General features: G+C 60.7%; 18 protein-coding genes. 8 read left to right on the top strand and 10 right to left on the bottom strand.

Features of this window, described 5'->3' with window-relative positions; translation table 11 throughout:
* Nucleotides 1-40 precede the first annotated feature (40 nt).
* Both selD and mnmH read left to right on the top strand, forming a co-directional pair.
* A complete protein-coding gene (selD, locus tag WH299_RS24780; protein ID WP_339551566.1) occupies nt 41-1,075 on the top strand; it encodes a selenide, water dikinase SelD in 1,035 nt (344 codons plus the stop codon).
* The gene (gene mnmH, locus WH299_RS24775) at nt 1,075-2,178 is read left to right on the top strand and encodes a tRNA 2-selenouridine(34) synthase MnmH (RefSeq protein WP_339551564.1); all 1,104 of its coding nucleotides are present in this window, start codon (nt 1,075-1,077) and stop codon (nt 2,176-2,178) included. Before selD ends, mnmH begins: the two co-directional genes overlap by 1 nt.
* Here the strand turns inward: mnmH and WH299_RS24770 are convergent.
* On the bottom strand, nt 2,168-3,223 hold the full coding sequence (locus tag WH299_RS24770; protein ID WP_122724245.1) for a permease: 1,056 nt from the start codon (nt 3,221-3,223) through the stop codon (nt 2,168-2,170). The genes mnmH and WH299_RS24770 overlap by 11 nt on opposite strands.
* A gap of 44 nt (nt 3,224-3,267) precedes the next feature.
* Nucleotides 3,268-3,969 carry a histidine phosphatase family protein gene (locus WH299_RS24765; protein WP_122724247.1) on the bottom strand — a complete coding sequence of 234 codons (702 nt, stop codon included), beginning with the start codon at nt 3,967-3,969 and terminating at the stop codon, nt 3,268-3,270.
* A 249-nt stretch (nt 3,970-4,218) separates the two neighbouring features.
* Between WH299_RS24765 and WH299_RS24760 the strand changes: the two genes are divergently transcribed.
* From WH299_RS24760 to hemB, 3 genes are all read left to right on the top strand, one after another.
* On the top strand, nt 4,219-4,917 hold the full coding sequence (locus WH299_RS24760; RefSeq protein WP_028619592.1) for a glutathione S-transferase N-terminal domain-containing protein: 699 nt from the start codon (nt 4,219-4,221) through the stop codon (nt 4,915-4,917).
* Nucleotides 4,918-4,920: 3 nt separating this feature from the next.
* Entirely contained in the window at nt 4,921-5,763 is an 843-nt protein-coding gene (locus WH299_RS24755) for a PhzF family phenazine biosynthesis protein (protein ID WP_339551562.1), read from the top strand.
* A gap of 138 nt (nt 5,764-5,901) precedes the next feature.
* Nucleotides 5,902-6,876: a porphobilinogen synthase gene (gene hemB / locus WH299_RS24750; RefSeq protein WP_016977356.1), complete on the top strand. Its 975-nt coding sequence runs from the start codon at nt 5,902-5,904 to the stop codon at nt 6,874-6,876.
* A 53-nt stretch (nt 6,877-6,929) separates the two neighbouring features.
* Here the strand turns inward: hemB and WH299_RS24745 are convergent, their stop codons facing one another.
* A complete protein-coding gene (locus WH299_RS24745) occupies nt 6,930-7,544 on the bottom strand; it encodes a LysE family translocator (RefSeq protein WP_126571250.1) in 615 nt (204 codons plus the stop codon).
* A 148-nt stretch (nt 7,545-7,692) separates the two neighbouring features.
* On the opposite strand from WH299_RS24745, the gene WH299_RS24740 reads away from it, so the two are divergent.
* On the top strand, nt 7,693-8,778 hold the full coding sequence (locus WH299_RS24740) for a DUF1615 domain-containing protein (RefSeq protein ID WP_126571249.1): 1,086 nt from the start codon (nt 7,693-7,695) through the stop codon (nt 8,776-8,778).
* Here the strand turns inward: WH299_RS24740 and WH299_RS24735 are convergent, their stop codons facing one another.
* Entirely contained in the window at nt 8,779-9,573 is a 795-nt protein-coding gene (locus tag WH299_RS24735; RefSeq protein WP_126571248.1) for a DUF4349 domain-containing protein, read from the bottom strand. It lies immediately after the preceding gene.
* Nucleotides 9,574-9,722: 149 nt separating this feature from the next.
* On the opposite strand from WH299_RS24735, the gene WH299_RS24730 reads away from it, so the two are divergent.
* Nucleotides 9,723-10,145: a PaaI family thioesterase gene (locus WH299_RS24730; RefSeq protein ID WP_126571247.1), complete on the top strand. Its 423-nt coding sequence runs from the start codon at nt 9,723-9,725 to the stop codon at nt 10,143-10,145.
* Nucleotides 10,146-10,326: 181 nt separating this feature from the next.
* On the opposite strand, the gene WH299_RS24725 is transcribed toward WH299_RS24730, so the two are convergent.
* The 3 genes from WH299_RS24725 to WH299_RS24715 are packed head-to-tail and all read right to left on the bottom strand — an operon-like array spanning nt 10,327 to nt 12,913.
* Entirely contained in the window at nt 10,327-11,508 is a 1,182-nt protein-coding gene (locus WH299_RS24725) for an acetyl-CoA C-acetyltransferase (RefSeq protein WP_122724261.1), read from the bottom strand.
* Between the two features lie 11 nt (nt 11,509-11,519).
* Nucleotides 11,520-12,179 (bottom strand): CoA transferase subunit B, encoded by a 660-nt coding sequence (locus WH299_RS24720; RefSeq protein WP_003211625.1) that lies wholly within the window; start codon nt 12,177-12,179, stop codon nt 11,520-11,522.
* A gap of 35 nt (nt 12,180-12,214) precedes the next feature.
* Nucleotides 12,215-12,913, bottom strand: a complete 699-nt coding sequence (locus tag WH299_RS24715) for a CoA transferase subunit A (RefSeq protein WP_010211319.1) — start codon at nt 12,911-12,913, stop codon at nt 12,215-12,217.
* A 133-nt stretch (nt 12,914-13,046) separates the two neighbouring features.
* On the opposite strand from WH299_RS24715, the gene WH299_RS24710 reads away from it, so the two are divergent.
* Nucleotides 13,047-13,952, top strand: a complete 906-nt coding sequence (locus tag WH299_RS24710) for a LysR family transcriptional regulator (protein WP_078047820.1) — start codon at nt 13,047-13,049, stop codon at nt 13,950-13,952.
* A 61-nt stretch (nt 13,953-14,013) separates the two neighbouring features.
* Here WH299_RS24710 and WH299_RS24705 read toward each other — a convergent pair whose 3' ends face one another.
* The 3 genes from WH299_RS24705 to WH299_RS24695 form a co-directional block, all read right to left on the bottom strand.
* Nucleotides 14,014-14,343 (bottom strand): hypothetical protein, encoded by a 330-nt coding sequence (locus WH299_RS24705; protein ID WP_339551555.1) that lies wholly within the window; start codon nt 14,341-14,343, stop codon nt 14,014-14,016.
* Nucleotides 14,344-14,889: 546 nt separating this feature from the next.
* Nucleotides 14,890-15,735 (bottom strand): NAD-dependent protein deacetylase, encoded by an 846-nt coding sequence (locus WH299_RS24700; protein WP_122724272.1) that lies wholly within the window; start codon nt 15,733-15,735, stop codon nt 14,890-14,892.
* A gap of 8 nt (nt 15,736-15,743) precedes the next feature.
* Nucleotides 15,744-16,184, bottom strand: a complete 441-nt coding sequence (locus WH299_RS24695) for a CBS domain-containing protein (RefSeq protein WP_028619602.1) — start codon at nt 16,182-16,184, stop codon at nt 15,744-15,746.
* Nucleotides 16,185-16,199 lie beyond the last annotated feature (15 nt).

Raw genomic sequence — 16,199 nt, 5'->3', positions numbered from 1 at the left:
GTCTGTTAGAATTCGCGCACTTGATAGCGTGAGGTCCTACATGAACGAGCCGATTCGTCTTACCCAGTACAGTCACGGCGCGGGGTGTGGCTGCAAGATATCGCCCCAGGTATTGGAGGTGATCCTTGCCGGAAGCGGCGCACAGCACCTCGACCCCAAGCTGTGGGTGGGCAATGCTTCACGCGATGATGCGGCGGTGTACGCCATTGACGATGAGCGCGGCGTGGTCTCCACCACCGACTTTTTCATGCCGATTGTCGATGACCCCTTCGATTTCGGCCGGATTGCCGCCACCAACGCCATCAGTGACATCTACGCCATGGGCGGCGATCCGTTGATGGCCATCGCCATTCTGGGTTGGCCGGTGAATGTGCTGGCGCCGGAGATTGCCCGCGAGGTGATCCGTGGCGGCCGTTCCGTGTGCGACGAAGCCGGTATTCCCCTGGCGGGCGGCCACTCGATCGATGCACCGGAGCCCATCTTCGGGCTGGCAGTGACCGGCCTCGTGCAAAAGCGCCATATGAAGCGCAACGACACGGCGAGCGCCGGCTGCCGGCTGTACCTGACCAAACCTCTGGGCATCGGCATCCTCACCACCGCCGAGAAGAAGGGCAAATTGCGCGAAGCAGATATCGGCCTGGCCCGGGATTGGATGTGCACTCTGAACAAGCCCGGCAGTCGTTTCGGCAAGTTGGCGGGGGTGACGGCGATGACCGATGTCACCGGTTTCGGGCTGTTGGGCCACTTGGTGGAAATGGCCGATGGCAGCGGCCTGACGGCGCGCATCGAGTACAACAATGTCCCTCGCTTAGCCGGCATCGAAGATTATCTGGATCAGGGCTGCATGCCCGGCGGTACGTTGCGCAACTTCGACAGCTATTCAAGCAAACTCGGACGTCTTCAGGAGCTGCACAAGCGTGTGCTGTGCGACCCGCAGACCAGCGGCGGCCTGTTGATCGCCGTCACGCCCGAGGGCGACGCCGAATTCCACACTGTGGTGGCTGAACTGGGCCTGGTCCTGAAACCTATCGGCGAACTGGTCGAGCGACAGACCCACGCGGTTGAGGTGATTTGATGGCGACTGATATCACTGACTACCGCGACATCTTTCTCAACGACCGGCCGATGATGGATACCCGCGCGCCGGTCGAGTTCGTCAAAGGCGCCTTTCCAGGTGTAGTCAATCTACCGCTGATGACCGATGACGAGCGCCAGCGGGTCGGCACCTGCTACAAACAGCAAGGCCAGCAGGCGGCCATCGTGCTCGGACATGAACTGGTGTCCGGCGCAATCAAGGCCGAGCGCATCGAACACTGGGCGCGTTTCGCCCAGGCCAACCCCGATGGCTACCTCTACTGTTTCCGAGGAGGGCTGCGTTCGCAGATCGTGCAGCAGTGGCTGAAGACCGAGGCGGGTATCGAGTACCCGCGTGTGGGCGGCGGCTATAAGGCCATGCGCAGCTTTTTGCTGGAGACCGTTGAGCAGGCTGCGGTCCAGTGTGATTTTGTGTTGCTGGGCGGCATGACCGGCACCGGCAAGACCGAGGTGCTCGGTCAATTGCGCAATGCCCTGGACCTGGAAGGCCACGCCAACCATCGTGGTTCCAGCTTCGGCAAGCGCGCCACGGCGCAGCCGTCCAACATCGATTTCGAAAACCGCCTGGCGGTGGACCTGCTGAAGAAACGCGCCGCCGGTATCGAGCAGTTTGTGGTCGAGGATGAAAGCCGCATGATCGGCAGTTGCGCGTTGCCACTGCCGTTGCACAAGGGTATGCAGTCGTTCCCGATGGTGTGGTTGGAAGACAGCGTGGCAGGCCGGGTCGAGCGGATCCTGCAAGCTTACGTCGTGGACTTGTGTGCGGAATTCGTCGAGGTGTTTGGCGAGCGCGGCCAGGCGTTGTTCGCCGAGCGCCTGACCCAGAGCCTGGCCAATATCCACAAGCGCCTGGGCGGTGAGCGTTACCAGCGGTTGCAGGCGATCCTGCAGGACGCCCTGGTAGAACAGGCCCGCAGCGGTGCCGTAGACCTGCACCGGGCCTGGATTGAAGGGCTTTTGCGGGAATATTACGACCCGATGTACGCCTTCCAACGTGAAAGCAAAGGCGCACGTATCGAGTTTGCCGGCGAGCAGGGCGCCGTGGTGGCGTATCTGCGCGAGCGCGCCCAGGCTAAAGGATAGCGGCGCCGATCAAGCCGCAGGCCACCCCCACCAGGATTGTCAGCCCGGCCACCGTCACCAGCACCCGCGTATCGAAATCCTTGCGCAGCATCAGCAGTGACGGCAGGCTTACGCTGGGTAAGGTCATCAGCAGCGCCACCGCTGGGCCAGTGCCCATGCCCAGGGCCATCATGGTTTGTACGATAGGGATCTCTGCGGCGGTGGGAATCACGAACAACGTGCCGACAATCGCCAGCGGCACCAGCCACACCAGGCTGTTGGTCATGGCGCCGTCCACATGGGGAAACAGCCAGACCCGCGCCGCACCCAGTATCAATACCGCCAGGATGTAGATCGGAATCGTGCTCCAGAACAGCTGCCACAAAGTGCGCAGCCAACGACTCAAGAACGGCTGCGACTCGCCAACGCTGGCTTCGGCCACCGCATCCAGCGCCGCTTCCGGTACCTGCTCCGGACCGGCAATACGCTGTGCCACCAGCGACACTCCGACGACAAGCACAATGCCCGCCACCAGCCTGAGTGCGGTGAAACCCCAGCCCAGCACAAAGCCCATGAACACCAGGGTCGCCGGATTCAGTACCGGGTTGGCGATCCAGAACGCCAACGCCGCGCCCACCGATACCCGCTGGCGGCGCATGCCCGCCGCGACCGGTGCCGCGCAGCAGCTGCACATCATGCCCGGCAACGCGAACAGCCCGCCGCGCAACGTCGAGGCAAGCCCGGCACGTCCAAACAGGCGCAGCAGCCAATCCCGCGGAATCAGCACTTGCAGGAGCGAGCCGAGGATCACCGCCAGCACGGCGGCTTTCCAGATCGCCAGGAAATACACCTGGGCGTAGGCCAGTGCCGCTGCCAAAGGCGCGCTTTGTTGATCGTTGAGGATAGAGGTGCCGATGCTGTGGTTGTCGGCGGCAACGAAAGCCTTGAGGTAGTAGGGCGACCACTTCACATAGTAAAGGCCGACGCAGGCAACCAGCAGGAACAGCGCAGGTTTCCACCAGAAGGACCAGCCCCGATTGGGTTGGGAGGACGTGAGGTCAGGCATGGTGATGATCCGCAGGTGAGTCGATAGCGGTGCATCATACGCTGTCAGCTATCGGCACTCACCTGCGTCGGTTCGGGGCAGCTTTTGTCGCCGTCGTTCAAGCCTTGCTTGTAGTTGCGGCTCAGCAGCGAGGCCTTGCCGTTATGCCAGGTCAGGGTCAGCACGTAGAGCGTGTCGTAGTCGCTGCCGGACCAGTCATCGGTGATGGTGTGCTTTTCGCCCGACGCTTCGCTCGCCACCCTGTTGATCAGCTCCGGCAGATAGCCGTGGGACCAGGCGGTGTAGATGATGGAGTTGTGGTACTTGTCCTCCACCAACTCGTCAGCGAGGTCGTGGGTATCGTTCGCCGAAAATTTGATGTTCACCGGCAGGCCCAATTTGATGGCGCTGGGGGTGATGGTCATCAATGGGCGAATGTAGCTGTAGGAATTGTCCAGTTCGCCTTCCTCCACATTCCGTGTCGGGTTGGCGGCGAACACGAAGTTGGCCTTGCCGAATTTTTCCGGGAGCAGGGTGGCCAGGTTCATCGCTCGGTTGAGGCCCTGGCAGTTGAGCTGGCCCAAGCCGCCGGCGGGTTTTTCGCCATGGCGCAGGAACACCAGGGTTTGTACGCCGTCCACCGGCTCGGCGCTGCTGATGCGCGACTCCAGGGTCAGGCCGATAGCACCGCCTACGAGCAGCAGCGGCAACATGATGTATGAATATCGTTTCAGGCGTAGCGCAAGGCACAGAGGCTTGATGATCATTAGTGTCGAGTCTTCAGTGCATCGGATTAAGGCGGACAAGCCCGGCCCAGTGACGCATCCAGCGTCCTGCGGTGTTCCCTGTCAATAAAACGTGTTGCCTCCATTCACCGTTTGAGTGCACTTAAGAGTGCCCTCGGGCCTATTGGTTCGCCCATGCGGGATAATAGCCAGCGGTTGTTGCGTATTGATGACCCATGCAGGGCCCCGTAGTGATAGCTATGATGGGGACTTTCTGAACAGGGACTTACGATGAACCCACTCGCCGCTTTCCCGATCAACAGCAAATGGCCCGCGCAGCACCCCGAGCGCTTGCAGCTCTACTCGCTGCCGACGCCCAATGGGGTAAAAGTCTCGATCATGCTCGAAGAGCTGGGGCTGCCCTATGAAGCCCACAAAGTCAGCTTCGAGACACAGGACCAGTTGTCGCCCGAGTTCCTGTCCCTGAATCCCAACAACAAGATCCCCGCGATCATCGACCCCAATGGCCCTGGCGGTTCGCCACTGGCGCTGTTCGAGTCCGGCGCGATCCTGATCTATCTGGCGGAGAAAACCAGCCAGTTGCTCTCCGAAGATCCGGCCACCCGCTATGAAACGATCCAATGGCTGATGTTCCAGATGGGCGGCATCGGGCCGATGTTTGGCCAGTTGGGGTTCTTCAATAAATTCGCCGGCAAGGCCTACGAAGACAAGCGTCCCCGCGACCGTTACGCCGCCGAATCCCGGCGCTTGCTCGACGTGCTGGAGAAACGCCTGCTGGGCCGCACGTGGATCATGGGCGACGAGTACAGCATCGCCGACATCGCGACCTTCCCGTGGATCCGCAACCTGATCGGCTTCTACGAGTCCGGTGACCTGGTGGGCATCGCCGACTTCCCTAATGTGCTGCGCGCGCTGGACGGTTTCGTCGCCCGGCCGGCAGTGATCCGTGGCCTTAATATTCCGAGTTGAAGCATGCCGACTTTTGATTTCAAGCAACTGGACGTCTTCAGCAGCGTGCCGCTTAAAGGCAACCCGCTGGCGGTGGTGTTCGGTGCTGACAGCCTGACGGACCAGCAGATGGCGGACTTCGCCAACTGGACCAACCTCAGCGAAACCACGTTTTTGCTGACGCCGCGTGATCCCAGGGCCGACTACCGGGTGCGAATCTTTACCACCTTGACGGAGCTGCCGTTCGCCGGGCACCCGACGCTGGGCAGTTGCCACGCGTGGCTGCAGGCCGGCGGGATTGCGCAAGGCGAGGAGATCATCCAGGAGTGCGAAATCGGCCTGGTGCGTATCCGTCGCCAGGGCGATGAGCTGGCATTTATCGCGCCGCCGTTATTGCGCTCCGGGCCGGTGGAGGCCTTGTTGATCGAGCGCGTGCGTCTGGCGCTGAGTTTGGCGCCTGAAGCCATTGTGCGCAGCCAATGGGTCGACAACGGCGCGGGCTGGCTGGCGGTGATGCTGTCGGATCGCAATCAAGTGCTGGCTCTACAACCGGACTATTCGCAACTGCTGGGTTTGGCGGTGGGCGTGATCGCCCCTTGCGATCCCACGCAGGATGATGTGGACGCACAGTTTGAAGTCCGCGCCTTCATCGCAGGCGACGGCGCCCAAGAGGACCCGGCCACCGGCAGCCTGAACGCTGGCGTCGCCCAATGGCTGCTGGCCGAAGGCCTGGCGCCTGAGTGCTATGTGGTTAGCCAGGGCACGGCCATCGGACGGGCAGGGCGGATTCGTGTTGAGCGTGAGGGCGATGAAATCTGGGTCGGTGGCGCTGTTGCGGTGTGTATCGAAGGGCGATTGCAGCTCTAGATCAATGCATTGTTACGGGCGGCGCAATACACTATTGGCCCCTCGGCGTTTGTGCTGCCGGGGCCAAGGGGCATAAGCTTTCGCCCCAAAGATTTCTGCCTTCTGCCCCAAAGATTTCTGCCTTCTGATAGGAAAGCCATGACCAGCCAGTTCCCCCAAGCCCGCCCACGCCGCCTGCGCCGCTCCCCGGAGCTGCGTGGTTTGTTCCAGGAAAGCGAATTCACCCTGAACGATCTGGTGCTGCCGATCTTCGTCGAAGAAGAAATCGACGATTTCGTGCCCATCACCAGCATGCCCGGTGTGTTGCGTATCCCTGAGAAGAAACTGGCCGGCGAGATCGAGCGCTATGCCCGCGCCGGCATCAAGTCGGTGATGACTTTTGGCGTGTCCCACCACTTGGACGCCAGCGGCAGCGACACTTGGAAGGAACGTGGCCTGGTCTCGCGCATGTCCTCGATCATCAAGGACGCCGTGCCGGAAATGATCGTGATGTCCGACACCTGCTTCTGCGAATACACCGATCATGGCCACTGTGGCGTAATGCACGGTGCCCATGTCGACAACGACGCGACCCTGGTCAACCTCGGCAAGCAAGCCGTGGCCGCTGCCCGAGCGGGTGCCGATGTCATCGCACCCTCGGCGGCGATGGACGGCCAGGTTCAAGCGATTCGCCGCGCCCTGGATGATGCCGGCTTCACCCATATCCCGATCATGGCGTACTCGACCAAATTCGCCTCGGCCCTCTACGGCCCGTTCCGCGAAGCCGGCGGCAGCGCGCTCAAGGGCGACCGTAAAAGCTACCAGATGAACCCGATGAACCGCCGCGAAGCGGTGCGCGAATCGTTGCTGGACGAACAGGAAGGCGCGGATGCGCTGATGGTCAAGCCTGCCGGTGCCTACCTCGACATCATCCGCGACATCCGCGAAGCCTCGCGCCTGCCGGTGGCGGCGTACCAGGTCAGCGGCGAATACGCGATGATCAAATTCGGTGCCCAGGCGGGTGCGATTGATGAGGACCGTGTGGTGCGCGAGACATTGGGCTCGATCAAGCGCGCGGGGGCGGACTTGATCTTCACCTACTTTGCGATGGATTTGGCGTTGGCCGGGATCTAAACCTATCTCCACTGTAGGCGCTGGCAAGCCAGCTCCTACAGTGTTGTGTGGTGTCAGCGTTGCGCAAACGCCAGGTTCAACCCCAGGCCCGCAAAAGCTGTTGCAAAGCTGCGGCGCAGCCAGTTCTGTACCCGTGGTGATTCGATCACCGCGCGGCGAAATACATTGGCCAGCAGGCCATAGGCCACGAACACCGCAAACGTCATCGCCATGAATACAGCGCTCAGCACCAACATCTGCAGGGCGGGTGCCGTGCTGCCTGGTGAGACGAATTGGGGCAGGAAGGCCAGGAAGAAAATGGTCAGCTTCGGGTTGAGAATGTTCATCAACAAGCCGCGCAACATCAGGCTCCATGCGCTGGAGAGCGTCGGTGTTTCGCTGACCGCAAAGGCCGAACGATCGCGCCAGGTGGCATACGCTACGTACAGCAGGTAGGCGACGCCTGCGTACTTGAGCATGTCGAATGCCAATGCGCTGGTGTGAAGCAGGGCGGACAGGCCGAGAACAGACGCCAGCAAATGCGGGATGATCCCGGCGGTACATCCCAACGCTGCGAATACACTGGCGCGCTTGCCGGCGGTGAGGCCGGTGGACACCGTGAATATCACGCCGGTGCCGGGAATCAATACGACAATCAGGCAGGTAATCAGGAAGTTCAGGCTGAGCATGGCATTCAAACTCCGTGTACGAATGGTCGATGACCGATCCTGTCACATTTTGCGGGTCACTGGCGAGCACGCAAGGTGGGCGAACCCTGGTTAGACTTACCGGTCGATATCTGCAATGCCCCGGCCCGCCGCCACCCAAGGAAGCTCCATGTACCCAAGCCGCCTGATCCTATGCCTTACCACTCTACTGGTACTGGCCGGATGCTCCACCACACGCAACCCGCAACAGCCGGAGCGCAGCGAAGCCGAGGTGAAGGCGCAGATCGTGCGGTTGCTACCGGCCCAGGTGCCTGACCGCAAGGGGTGGGCCCAGGACATCTACACCGCCTTCGATACCCAGAAAATCTACCCCAGCACGGAAAACATCTGCGCGGTGCTGGCGGTGACCGAGCAGGAGTCCACTTACCAAGTGGACCCACCCGTGCCGAACATGGGCAAGATCGCCCAGGATGAAATCCTGCGGCGCGCCGGAAAAGTCCATGTGCCGGCGTTTGTGGTCCGCAGCGCACTGCAACTGCGTTCGCCCACCGGCAAGACTTACGCCGATCGCATGGGCGCTGCACGCACGGAGAAAGACCTGAGTGGCATCTTCGATGACTTCATCAGCATGGTGCCCCTGGGCAAGACCCTGTTTGGTGGCTTCAACCCGGTGCATACCGCAGGGCCGATGCAGGTGAGTATCGACTTTGCGCAGAAACAAGCGCGAGGTTATCCCTACACGGTGGACGGCAGCATTCGCCGCGAAGTGTTCACCCGGCGGGGCGGCATGTACTTCGGCATCGCGCATTTGCTCGGTTATCCGGTTAACTATGACCAGCCGTTGTACCGGTTTGCCGACTTCAATGCCGGCTGGTACGCCAGCCGCAATGCCGCGTTCCAGGCTGCCGTCAGCCGTGCCTCGGGCACCGACCTGGCCTTGGATGGAGATCTGATTCGCTACGGTTCACTGCTGCCGGGCACTACCGAGCTGGCGGTGCGGTCATTGGGCGCGAAGCTGGACATGCGCAACCCCAGCATCCGCAGCCAGTTGGAGCAAGGCGAGCAACTGGACTTTGAAGACACCACGCTCTACAAGCGCGTGTTTGCCCTGGCCGACAAGGCGGCGGGCAAGCCGATGCCGCGGGCGATCCTGCCGGGCATCGTGCTCAAGAGCCCCAAAATCACCCGCAATCTCACTACCGCCTGGTTCGCCAAGCGGGTGGATGAACGTTATCAGCGGTGCATGAAGCGCTGATCAGGTGCGGCGTTTGACGAAGCGGCGCCACAGCCATACCCACAACCACACCACCGGAAACGCCAGGATCACGAACGGCAGTATATAGGCCGACCGCTCCAGGGCGTCGGCAGTGCCGTCCACCAGGTTGTCGCCCAAGCTGCTGAACATGCGGCTGAACCTCGACTGCTGGTTTGCACCATCGGAGGAGCGGAAATTCAGGGTCACACGGTTGGTATCGAGGCGGCGTTGCTGGCCGGCGGCAACCTGTGCCAGTTCCTGCAGCTCGTTTTCAATGCCCGCCTGTTCCTTGCTTAAGGCAATCAGGTCACTGACGGTGATGTCCTTGCGTTTGGCCAGTTCGTCGAGGCGTTGCTGCTGGGCTTGCAGACGGTCTTGGCGACGGCGCACATCGGCAACGGCATCGGCCAGGTCTTCGGCGGTGGTGATGCGCTGGCCGAGTTTGCCACCTTCAGCGGCCATCGTGACCATCGGCTCCACGCCGGTCGGCGCGATGCGCAGGATGATCTGGCCGCCGCTGTCGTTTTCGGTGATGCCGAGGATATTGCAGGCGCCAAAACGCGCGGTTTCGCAGGCTTCGCGAGTGGCCTGCATGCGCGGTGAAAGCAAGGCGCCGGGCAGGGCCAGACTCAGTTCGTGTTCGTAGGCCAATTGCGCGCCGGCACGGCTTTGTTCGCCGTTGATCACCCGCGCGCGCGAGTGGTCACTGGGCGAGCAGCCAACCAGGGCCAAGCCGGCCAGCAGTGTCAAAAGAGGGGCGCGAAGTGCGAGGGATTTGCCGTCCGGATGGCGCATTGCAGTTCCTTGAGGGAGTTGATGCGGCGATTAAAGCGGGTCTGGTGGATTAACGCAAAGCATCGCGGGGGATTTGCGCGGTAGATGGTAATGGCCGCTGCTTGCGGCCAGGCGTACATCTCAACCTTCACTCCAGGGAAGAATCCGCCATGATCACTCACGCCGTACCTGAAGGTTTTGTTTCATTGCCCCGCAGCAGTCCATTGCTGGATCTGCTCGGTCCGGCCTATTGCCGAGGGGAGGGCCTGCAACTGGAGGTCGGCCTGCGTGCCGACAATCGCCACGCCAACGGACGCGGCACCGTGCATGGCGGGGTGCTAGCGACCCTTGCGGATATCGGCATGGGGTATGCCATGGCGTTTTCCAGCGAGCCGCCGCTGCCGTTGATTACTGCGAGCATGACCTTGGATTACCTGGGGGCGGTGCAGGTCGGGGAGTGGATTGTGGTGCGGTTGGAGCATCACAAGCGGGGGCGGCAGATGGCGTTTGCCACAGTGAGCTTGCAGGTGGGGGAGAAGGTGGTGGCGCGGGCGAATGCGGTGTTTGCGGTGCCCCAATCCGACAGGCAATAAAGATCAAATGTGGGAGCGGGCTTGCTCGCGAACGCAGTGTGTCAGTCACCAGATTCATGGTTGACTCACCGCTTTCGCGAGCAAGCCCGCTCCCACATTTGAACTGCGTTTTTCAGATAGAACGCATTAAGAAAAGGCCTGGTTTTCGTGGAACCAGGCCTTTTCCGTGTTGCTCTTTGAATCAGTTGCGTTCGAGCGCCAGCGCGACACCTTGGCCGCCACCGATGCACAGCGTTGCCAAACCTTTCTTGGCATCGCGTTTGATCATTTCATGCAGCAGCGTCACCAGCACGCGGCAGCCTGACGCGCCGATCGGGTGGCCAATGGCGATGGCGCCGCCGTTGACGTTGACCTTCTCTGCATCCCACTCCAGCTCTTTGCCCACCGCCAGGGATTGCGCGGCGAAGGCTTCGTTGGCTTCGATCAGGTCCAGGTCGCCCAGGCTCCAGCCGGCTTTGTCCAGGCAGCGGAGGGTGGCCGAGACCGGGCCGATGCCCATGATGGCTGGGTCGACGCCCGCGTTGGCGTAGCTGGCAATACGCGCCAGTACCGGCAGGCCGAGGGCCTTGGCCTTGTCGGCGCTCATCAGCAGCACGGCGGCGGCACCGTCGTTGAGGCTGGAGGCGTTGCCGGCGGTGACGCTGCCGTCTTTCTTGAACGCCGGTTTCAGTTTGGCCAGGGACTCGGCAGTGGTGCCGGCGCGAGGCTGTTCATCCACGGCGAAGGCCACAGGATCGCCTTTACGCTGGGGAATCAGGATCGGGGTGATCTCATCGACAAAGCGGCCTGCTTCAATAGCAGCAGCGGCTTTTTGCTGAGACGCCGCAGCGAACGCGTCCTGGGCTTCACGGCTGATGCCGTACTTGTCCACCAGGTTCTCGGCGGTGATGCCCATGTGGTAGTCGTTGAACGCATCCCACAAACCGTCGGTGATCATGCTGTCGATCATCTTCGCGTGGCCCATGCGCAAACCGGTGCGTGCGGCGGGCAGTACGTACGGAGCCAGGCTCATGTTTTCCATGCCGCCGGCGATGATCACCTCGGCGTCACCGCAACGGATGGCCTGGGCGCCCAGGTGCAGAGCCTTGAGGCCGGAGCCGCAGACCTTGTTCAAGGTCAGGCTGGGCACCGCGTGGGGCAGGCCGGCGAGGATCGAGGCCTGGCGCGCCGGGTTCTGGCCGCTGCCTGCGGTGAGTACCTGGCCGAGGATCACTTCATCCACTTGGGCCGGGTCGAGGCCAGTCTGTTCCAACAGGCGACGGATTACGGCAGCGCCCAGTTCCGGTGCCGGAATGTTCGCCAGCGAACCCTGGAAGCTGCCCACGGCGGTGCGGGTGGCAGCAACAATCACGACGTCTTGCATGGAATCTGTCCTCACTGGAAGTGCATTTCTGGAACGTGGTCCGGGACGATCAGTTTACCGGCGGTCTTGCTCACAATCTCCTCAACGCTGACGCCAGGTGCGCGTTCCTTGAGGACAAAAGCGCCATTTTCGATTTCCAGGTAGGCCAGGTCGGTCAATACACGCTTGATGCAGTTGGCGCCGGTCAGCGGCAGGCTGCACTGGCTGAGCAACTTGGACTCACCATCCTTGGACGCGTGGGTCATGATCACGATGATGTTTTCCGCACCGGCCACCAGGTCCATGGCGCCGCCCATGCCTTTGACCAGCTTGCCGGGGATCATCCATGAGGCGATGTTGCCTTGTACGTCCACCTCAAACGCGCCAAGCACGGTGAGGTCGACGTGGCCGCCACGGATCATCGCGAAGGACTCGGCGGAGGAGAAGATCGACGCGCCGATGCGCGCGGTGACTGTCTGTTTGCCGGCGTTGATCATGTCGGCATCAATGGTTTCTTCGGTAGGAAAAGGACCCATGCCCAGCAGGCCGTTTTCCGATTGCAGCATCACTTCCATGCCTTCGGGGATGTAGTTGGCCACCAGGGTCGGAATGCCGATGCCGAGGTTGACGTAGAAGCCGTCCTGCATTTCGCGGGCGACGCGTTGAGCCATTTGTTCGCGGGTAAGAGCCATTTTTATGTGTCCTTATTGTTCGGGCTGGGGGCGGATTATTTGCGCACGGTGCGCTGTTCGATGCGCTTCTCGAACGTGCCGCAGATGATCCGGTCGACGTAGATGCCAGGGGTGTGGATCTGCGCCGGGTCCAGCTCGCCCGGTTCGACGATTTCTTCCACTTCGACCACGGTGATCTTGCCGGCGGTGGCGGCCAACGGGTTGAAGTTCTGGGCGGTGTGGCGATAGATGACGTTGCCGAAGTGGTCGGCTTTCCAGCCTTTGACGATGGCGAAGTCGCCGGTGATGGATTCTTCCATCAGGTACGGACGACCGTTGAATTCGCGGGTTTCCTTGCCTTCGGCCACCGGGGTGCCGACGCCGGTCGCGGTGAAGAACGCAGGGATGCCGGCGCCGCCAGCGCGCATTTTTTCGGCCAGGGTGCCTTGAGGGGTCAGCACCACTTCGATTTCGCCGCTAAGCAATTGCTTCTCGAACAGGGCGTTTTCACCGACGTAGGAAGCGATTACCTTGCTGATCTGTTTCTCTTCCAGCAACACGCCCAGGCCGAAACCGTCGACGCCACAGTTGTTGGAAACCACGGTCAGGTCGCGGGTGCCTTTGCGCTTGATCTCGGCGATGAGGTTTTCCGGAATGCCGCACAGGCCAAAACCGCCGGAGAGTACGGTCATGCCGTCTTCCAGGCCTGCCAGTGCTTCCTCGTAGGACGCCACGCGTTTATCGAAACCTGCCATATGCACCTCTTTTATTGTTTGTGGGCCAGCCAATGAGTCGAGTGTTGCTCCGGCTGATTGATTTGTTAAGTTGTTTTTTAAGGTTGATTGATTTAAAAAACAGCATAGTCGCCTGGCCGTTTGGAGTAGCGTCATGACAGTTAAACAAATGCGCGCGTTTCTCGCCGTGGCCCAGAGCCTGAGTTTCGCCGCCGCCTGCGAGCGCCTGCACCTTTCCCAATCGGCGCTGAGCCTGACCATCAAGGGGCTGGAAGAAGGCCTGGGCGGGCGCCTGTTCAGCCGCAATACACGCAACGTTGCCCTGACGCCTGAGGGCGAGTCCCTGCTGCCCCTGGCGCGCCGGCTGATTGCCGACTGGGACAACGCCGAAGACGAACTGCGCCAACGGTTCACCCTGCAACGCGGCCGAGTCACGGTCGCGGCGATGCCATCGTTTGCGGGCAATTTGCTGCCACCGATCCTGAAGATATTCCGCGCGCGTTACCCGCAGGTGAATGTGACCGTGCATGACTTGATCAATGAGCAAGTGCTGGAGATGGTGCGCGACCGGCAGGTGGAGCTGGGCGTGGCGTTTGAGCCTGCTGAAGGCTCATCACTGGCGTTTACGCCGTTGTACCTCGATCGCTTCATCGCCGTGGTGCCGGGTGATTCGCCCTTGGCTGCCTGCGCCGAAATCGATTGGATAACCTTGCTGGAGCAGCCGTTTATCACGTTGCAACGACCGTCGACAGTACGGGTGATGCTGGAAGAACACTTGGGCGCTTTACAGATGAAGTTGCCGGTCGCCCTGGAAAGCCATCAACTGGCGACAGTGGGCAAGATGGTCGCGAGTGGTTTGGGCGTCAGCGCGGTGCCGGCGTTGTGCGCACGGCAAATGGAGGAGGCGGGCGCCCATTGCATTACCTTGAGCGATCCGGTGATCGAACGGCCCATTGGTGTGCTGACCAAGCCAGGGCATGAACTCTCGGCAGCGGCGCAAGTATTGTTTGATATTTTCCGGGATGAAGCGGCAAAAGGGCGGTTTCCGGCATTGTTATAACTCAGGCATTAAAAAGCCCGCTTGAATGAATAAGCGGGCTTAAATATTTAATGCTGTGTTATCAGCAGTATTTATCAATCACTTTAACGTGCGATTGGCCTTTGAGGTTCTGCCATTCGGTATTAAGTGTGTGGAAGACCTGCTCGATAAAGTTGCGATCGGCCGCCGCTTTCTTGCCGACATAACCCTGGCCGCGACGGTACATCTTCAGGCGCGCCGCCAATTCACGGTTATTGCGGTCGAACTCGGCTTCTTCGGTGTGGGGCGCCAGGCAGTCGATTTGGACTTCGCCCGATTTGCCAATCCACAGGATATGGTCGTCGAGTGTGTCTTTCTGCGCTGCGAACATCTCAGCCAATTCATCGATAGTTGGTTGGTTGTTCAGATTCATGTGTAAGCCCCTTGACCAGTTGGCGATCTATCAGTTGGTTCGTTAAAACATCTTTAGTTGTCTCCGGTTGCGAAAACCGGGCGTCAGCGACTGTCTGCCGAATACGGGCAGGGTCTTGAACCTGATGCATGTAGTCTTGCTGATGAACTGCTACGCAATGCTTTCATAACGAAGACAAGCCGCATTTGAGCGCCTTGTACCGAGCCCCATGGGCCGGTCAGCTTCATCAATCCGCCTTGTGGGCAGTGCACATCCGGAAAAAACAGCTCGGCGGTCAGACGAGCTTGTTCAAAACGCTTGTTGCCAACGCTCCCGATCCGGGAGACGTCTCGATAATGCAAGGACAAAAAGGTTACGTCAACGGTTATGTAGTGATTATTTTTGATCACTACATAAATCGCCGTGGGGACGGGAGAATGCGGGAAAACGTGACTTGGGCGTCATTTTATGGAGGGGGGAGTCGTAGAACCGAGCGGGTGAATTCAACACAAAACACTGTAGGAGCCGGCTTGCCGGCGATAACGGTTTTAATCCGTGGTGAATGGGTTATTGCAAACGATCGGTCAACAGCGGCAACAGTCGCTCGCACGACGCCTCGATCTTCACTTGCAAAAGCTCATCCCCGCGGGTCTTGCCTAGGTTAATGGCAATCACGGGCTTGCCCTGTTCGACCATGGCTTTGCACAGACGAAACGCCGAATAAGCCATCAGCGATGAGCCCACCACCAGCAATCCCTCGGCATGCTCTACCGCATTCATTGCCCTGGCGGCTGTCGCCGGCGCTACGTTCTCGCCAAAAAACACTACGTCGGGCTTCAAGCGCTCGCCATTGCAATGGGGGCAGCGGGGAACCTGAAAATGTTCTTCAAACGCGGGATCGAGCAAGGTATCGCCATCCGGTGCCTGCACCGCATGCACCTGCGCCAGGTAGGGGTTGTCGATCTCCATCTGCCGCTGGATCACACCGCGCTCGCTGCGCAGCTGGCAGTCCAGGCACAGCACCCGGTGCAGGCTGCCGTGCAGTTCGATCACATCATGGCTGCCGGCCTGGTCATGCAGGGTGTCGACGTTTTGCGTGATCAGCCCGCTGATACGGCCACGTTGCTGCAACGTCGCCAGCGCCAGGTGCGCCTGGTTCGGTTGCGCGATGCGTACCCTCGGCCACCCCAGCATCGCCCGCGCCCAATAACGGCGCCGCGCTTGCGGGGTGGCGAGGAACTCCTGGTACATCATTGGCGCCTTGCCCCGACGCACGCCTTCGCTGTCGCGGTAATCGGGAATGCCCGACGACGTGCTGATCCCGGCACCGGTCAACACCAGAAAACGCCGGTCTGCCATGGCCCGGTACAGGGTGTCGAGGTGGTCCTCTTGATGTTCCAGCGTGTCGAGCATGGGTTCCCCTATTCGCCGCGGATGTACTGCTCCAGCTGTTTGATCAGGTCAGCCTGGTCGGCAATGGCTTCTTTTACCAAGTCACCGATGGAGAGCAGGCCCAACAGTTTGCCGTCTTCGACCACCGGCAGGTGGCGCAGGTGACTGTCGGTCATGATGTTCATGCACTCATCGACCTTTTTATGGGTGTCGACGGTGATCACCGGCGAGCTCATCACCTCATGCACCTTTGTGGTGACCGACGACAGCCCCTTGAGCATGATTTTGCGGGCGTAATCACGTTCGCTGATGATGCCTACCACCACGTCATCCTGGACGACCGGCAAGGCCCCGACGTTTTTCTCGGACATCCTGACCAGTGCTTCAAACACGGTGTGGTCGTGTTTGATGACATGGACTTCCTGGTTTTTCTTGTCCTTGGCTTTGAGCACTTCTGCAACGGTTTTCATGGCGGCCACTCCGGT

It is taken from the genome of Pseudomonas sp. MYb541 (assembly GCF_037479595.1).
GTDB classification, from domain to species: domain Bacteria; phylum Pseudomonadota; class Gammaproteobacteria; order Pseudomonadales; family Pseudomonadaceae; genus Aquipseudomonas; species Aquipseudomonas canadensis.
This window is presented reverse-complemented; position numbering and strand designations above follow the sequence as displayed.

Excerpts from the sequence above, each read along its gene's own strand:
- selD (WP_339551566.1), top strand. The coding sequence starts at position 41 with ATGAACGAGCCGATTCGTCTTACCCAGTACAGTCACGGCGCGGGGTGT.
- mnmH (WP_339551564.1), top strand. The coding sequence starts at position 1,075 with ATGGCGACTGATATCACTGACTACCGCGACATCTTTCTCAACGACCGG.
- WH299_RS24770 (WP_122724245.1), bottom strand. The coding sequence starts at position 3,223 with ATGCCTGACCTCACGTCCTCCCAACCCAATCGGGGCTGGTCCTTCTGG.
- WH299_RS24765 (WP_122724247.1), bottom strand. The coding sequence starts at position 3,969 with ATGATCATCAAGCCTCTGTGCCTTGCGCTACGCCTGAAACGATATTCA.
- WH299_RS24760 (WP_028619592.1), top strand. The coding sequence starts at position 4,219 with ATGAACCCACTCGCCGCTTTCCCGATCAACAGCAAATGGCCCGCGCAG.
- WH299_RS24755 (WP_339551562.1), top strand. The coding sequence starts at position 4,921 with ATGCCGACTTTTGATTTCAAGCAACTGGACGTCTTCAGCAGCGTGCCG.
- hemB (WP_016977356.1), top strand. The coding sequence starts at position 5,902 with ATGACCAGCCAGTTCCCCCAAGCCCGCCCACGCCGCCTGCGCCGCTCC.
- WH299_RS24745 (WP_126571250.1), bottom strand. The coding sequence starts at position 7,544 with ATGCTCAGCCTGAACTTCCTGATTACCTGCCTGATTGTCGTATTGATT.
- WH299_RS24740 (WP_126571249.1), top strand. The coding sequence starts at position 7,693 with ATGTACCCAAGCCGCCTGATCCTATGCCTTACCACTCTACTGGTACTG.
- WH299_RS24735 (WP_126571248.1), bottom strand. The coding sequence starts at position 9,573 with ATGCGCCATCCGGACGGCAAATCCCTCGCACTTCGCGCCCCTCTTTTG.
- WH299_RS24730 (WP_126571247.1), top strand. The coding sequence starts at position 9,723 with ATGATCACTCACGCCGTACCTGAAGGTTTTGTTTCATTGCCCCGCAGC.
- WH299_RS24725 (WP_122724261.1), bottom strand. The coding sequence starts at position 11,508 with ATGCAAGACGTCGTGATTGTTGCTGCCACCCGCACCGCCGTGGGCAGC.
- WH299_RS24720 (WP_003211625.1), bottom strand. The coding sequence starts at position 12,179 with ATGGCTCTTACCCGCGAACAAATGGCTCAACGCGTCGCCCGCGAAATG.
- WH299_RS24715 (WP_010211319.1), bottom strand. The coding sequence starts at position 12,913 with ATGGCAGGTTTCGATAAACGCGTGGCGTCCTACGAGGAAGCACTGGCA.
- WH299_RS24710 (WP_078047820.1), top strand. The coding sequence starts at position 13,047 with ATGACAGTTAAACAAATGCGCGCGTTTCTCGCCGTGGCCCAGAGCCTG.
- WH299_RS24705 (WP_339551555.1), bottom strand. The coding sequence starts at position 14,343 with ATGAATCTGAACAACCAACCAACTATCGATGAATTGGCTGAGATGTTC.
- WH299_RS24700 (WP_122724272.1), bottom strand. The coding sequence starts at position 15,735 with ATGCTCGACACGCTGGAACATCAAGAGGACCACCTCGACACCCTGTAC.
- WH299_RS24695 (WP_028619602.1), bottom strand. The coding sequence starts at position 16,184 with ATGAAAACCGTTGCAGAAGTGCTCAAAGCCAAGGACAAGAAAAACCAG.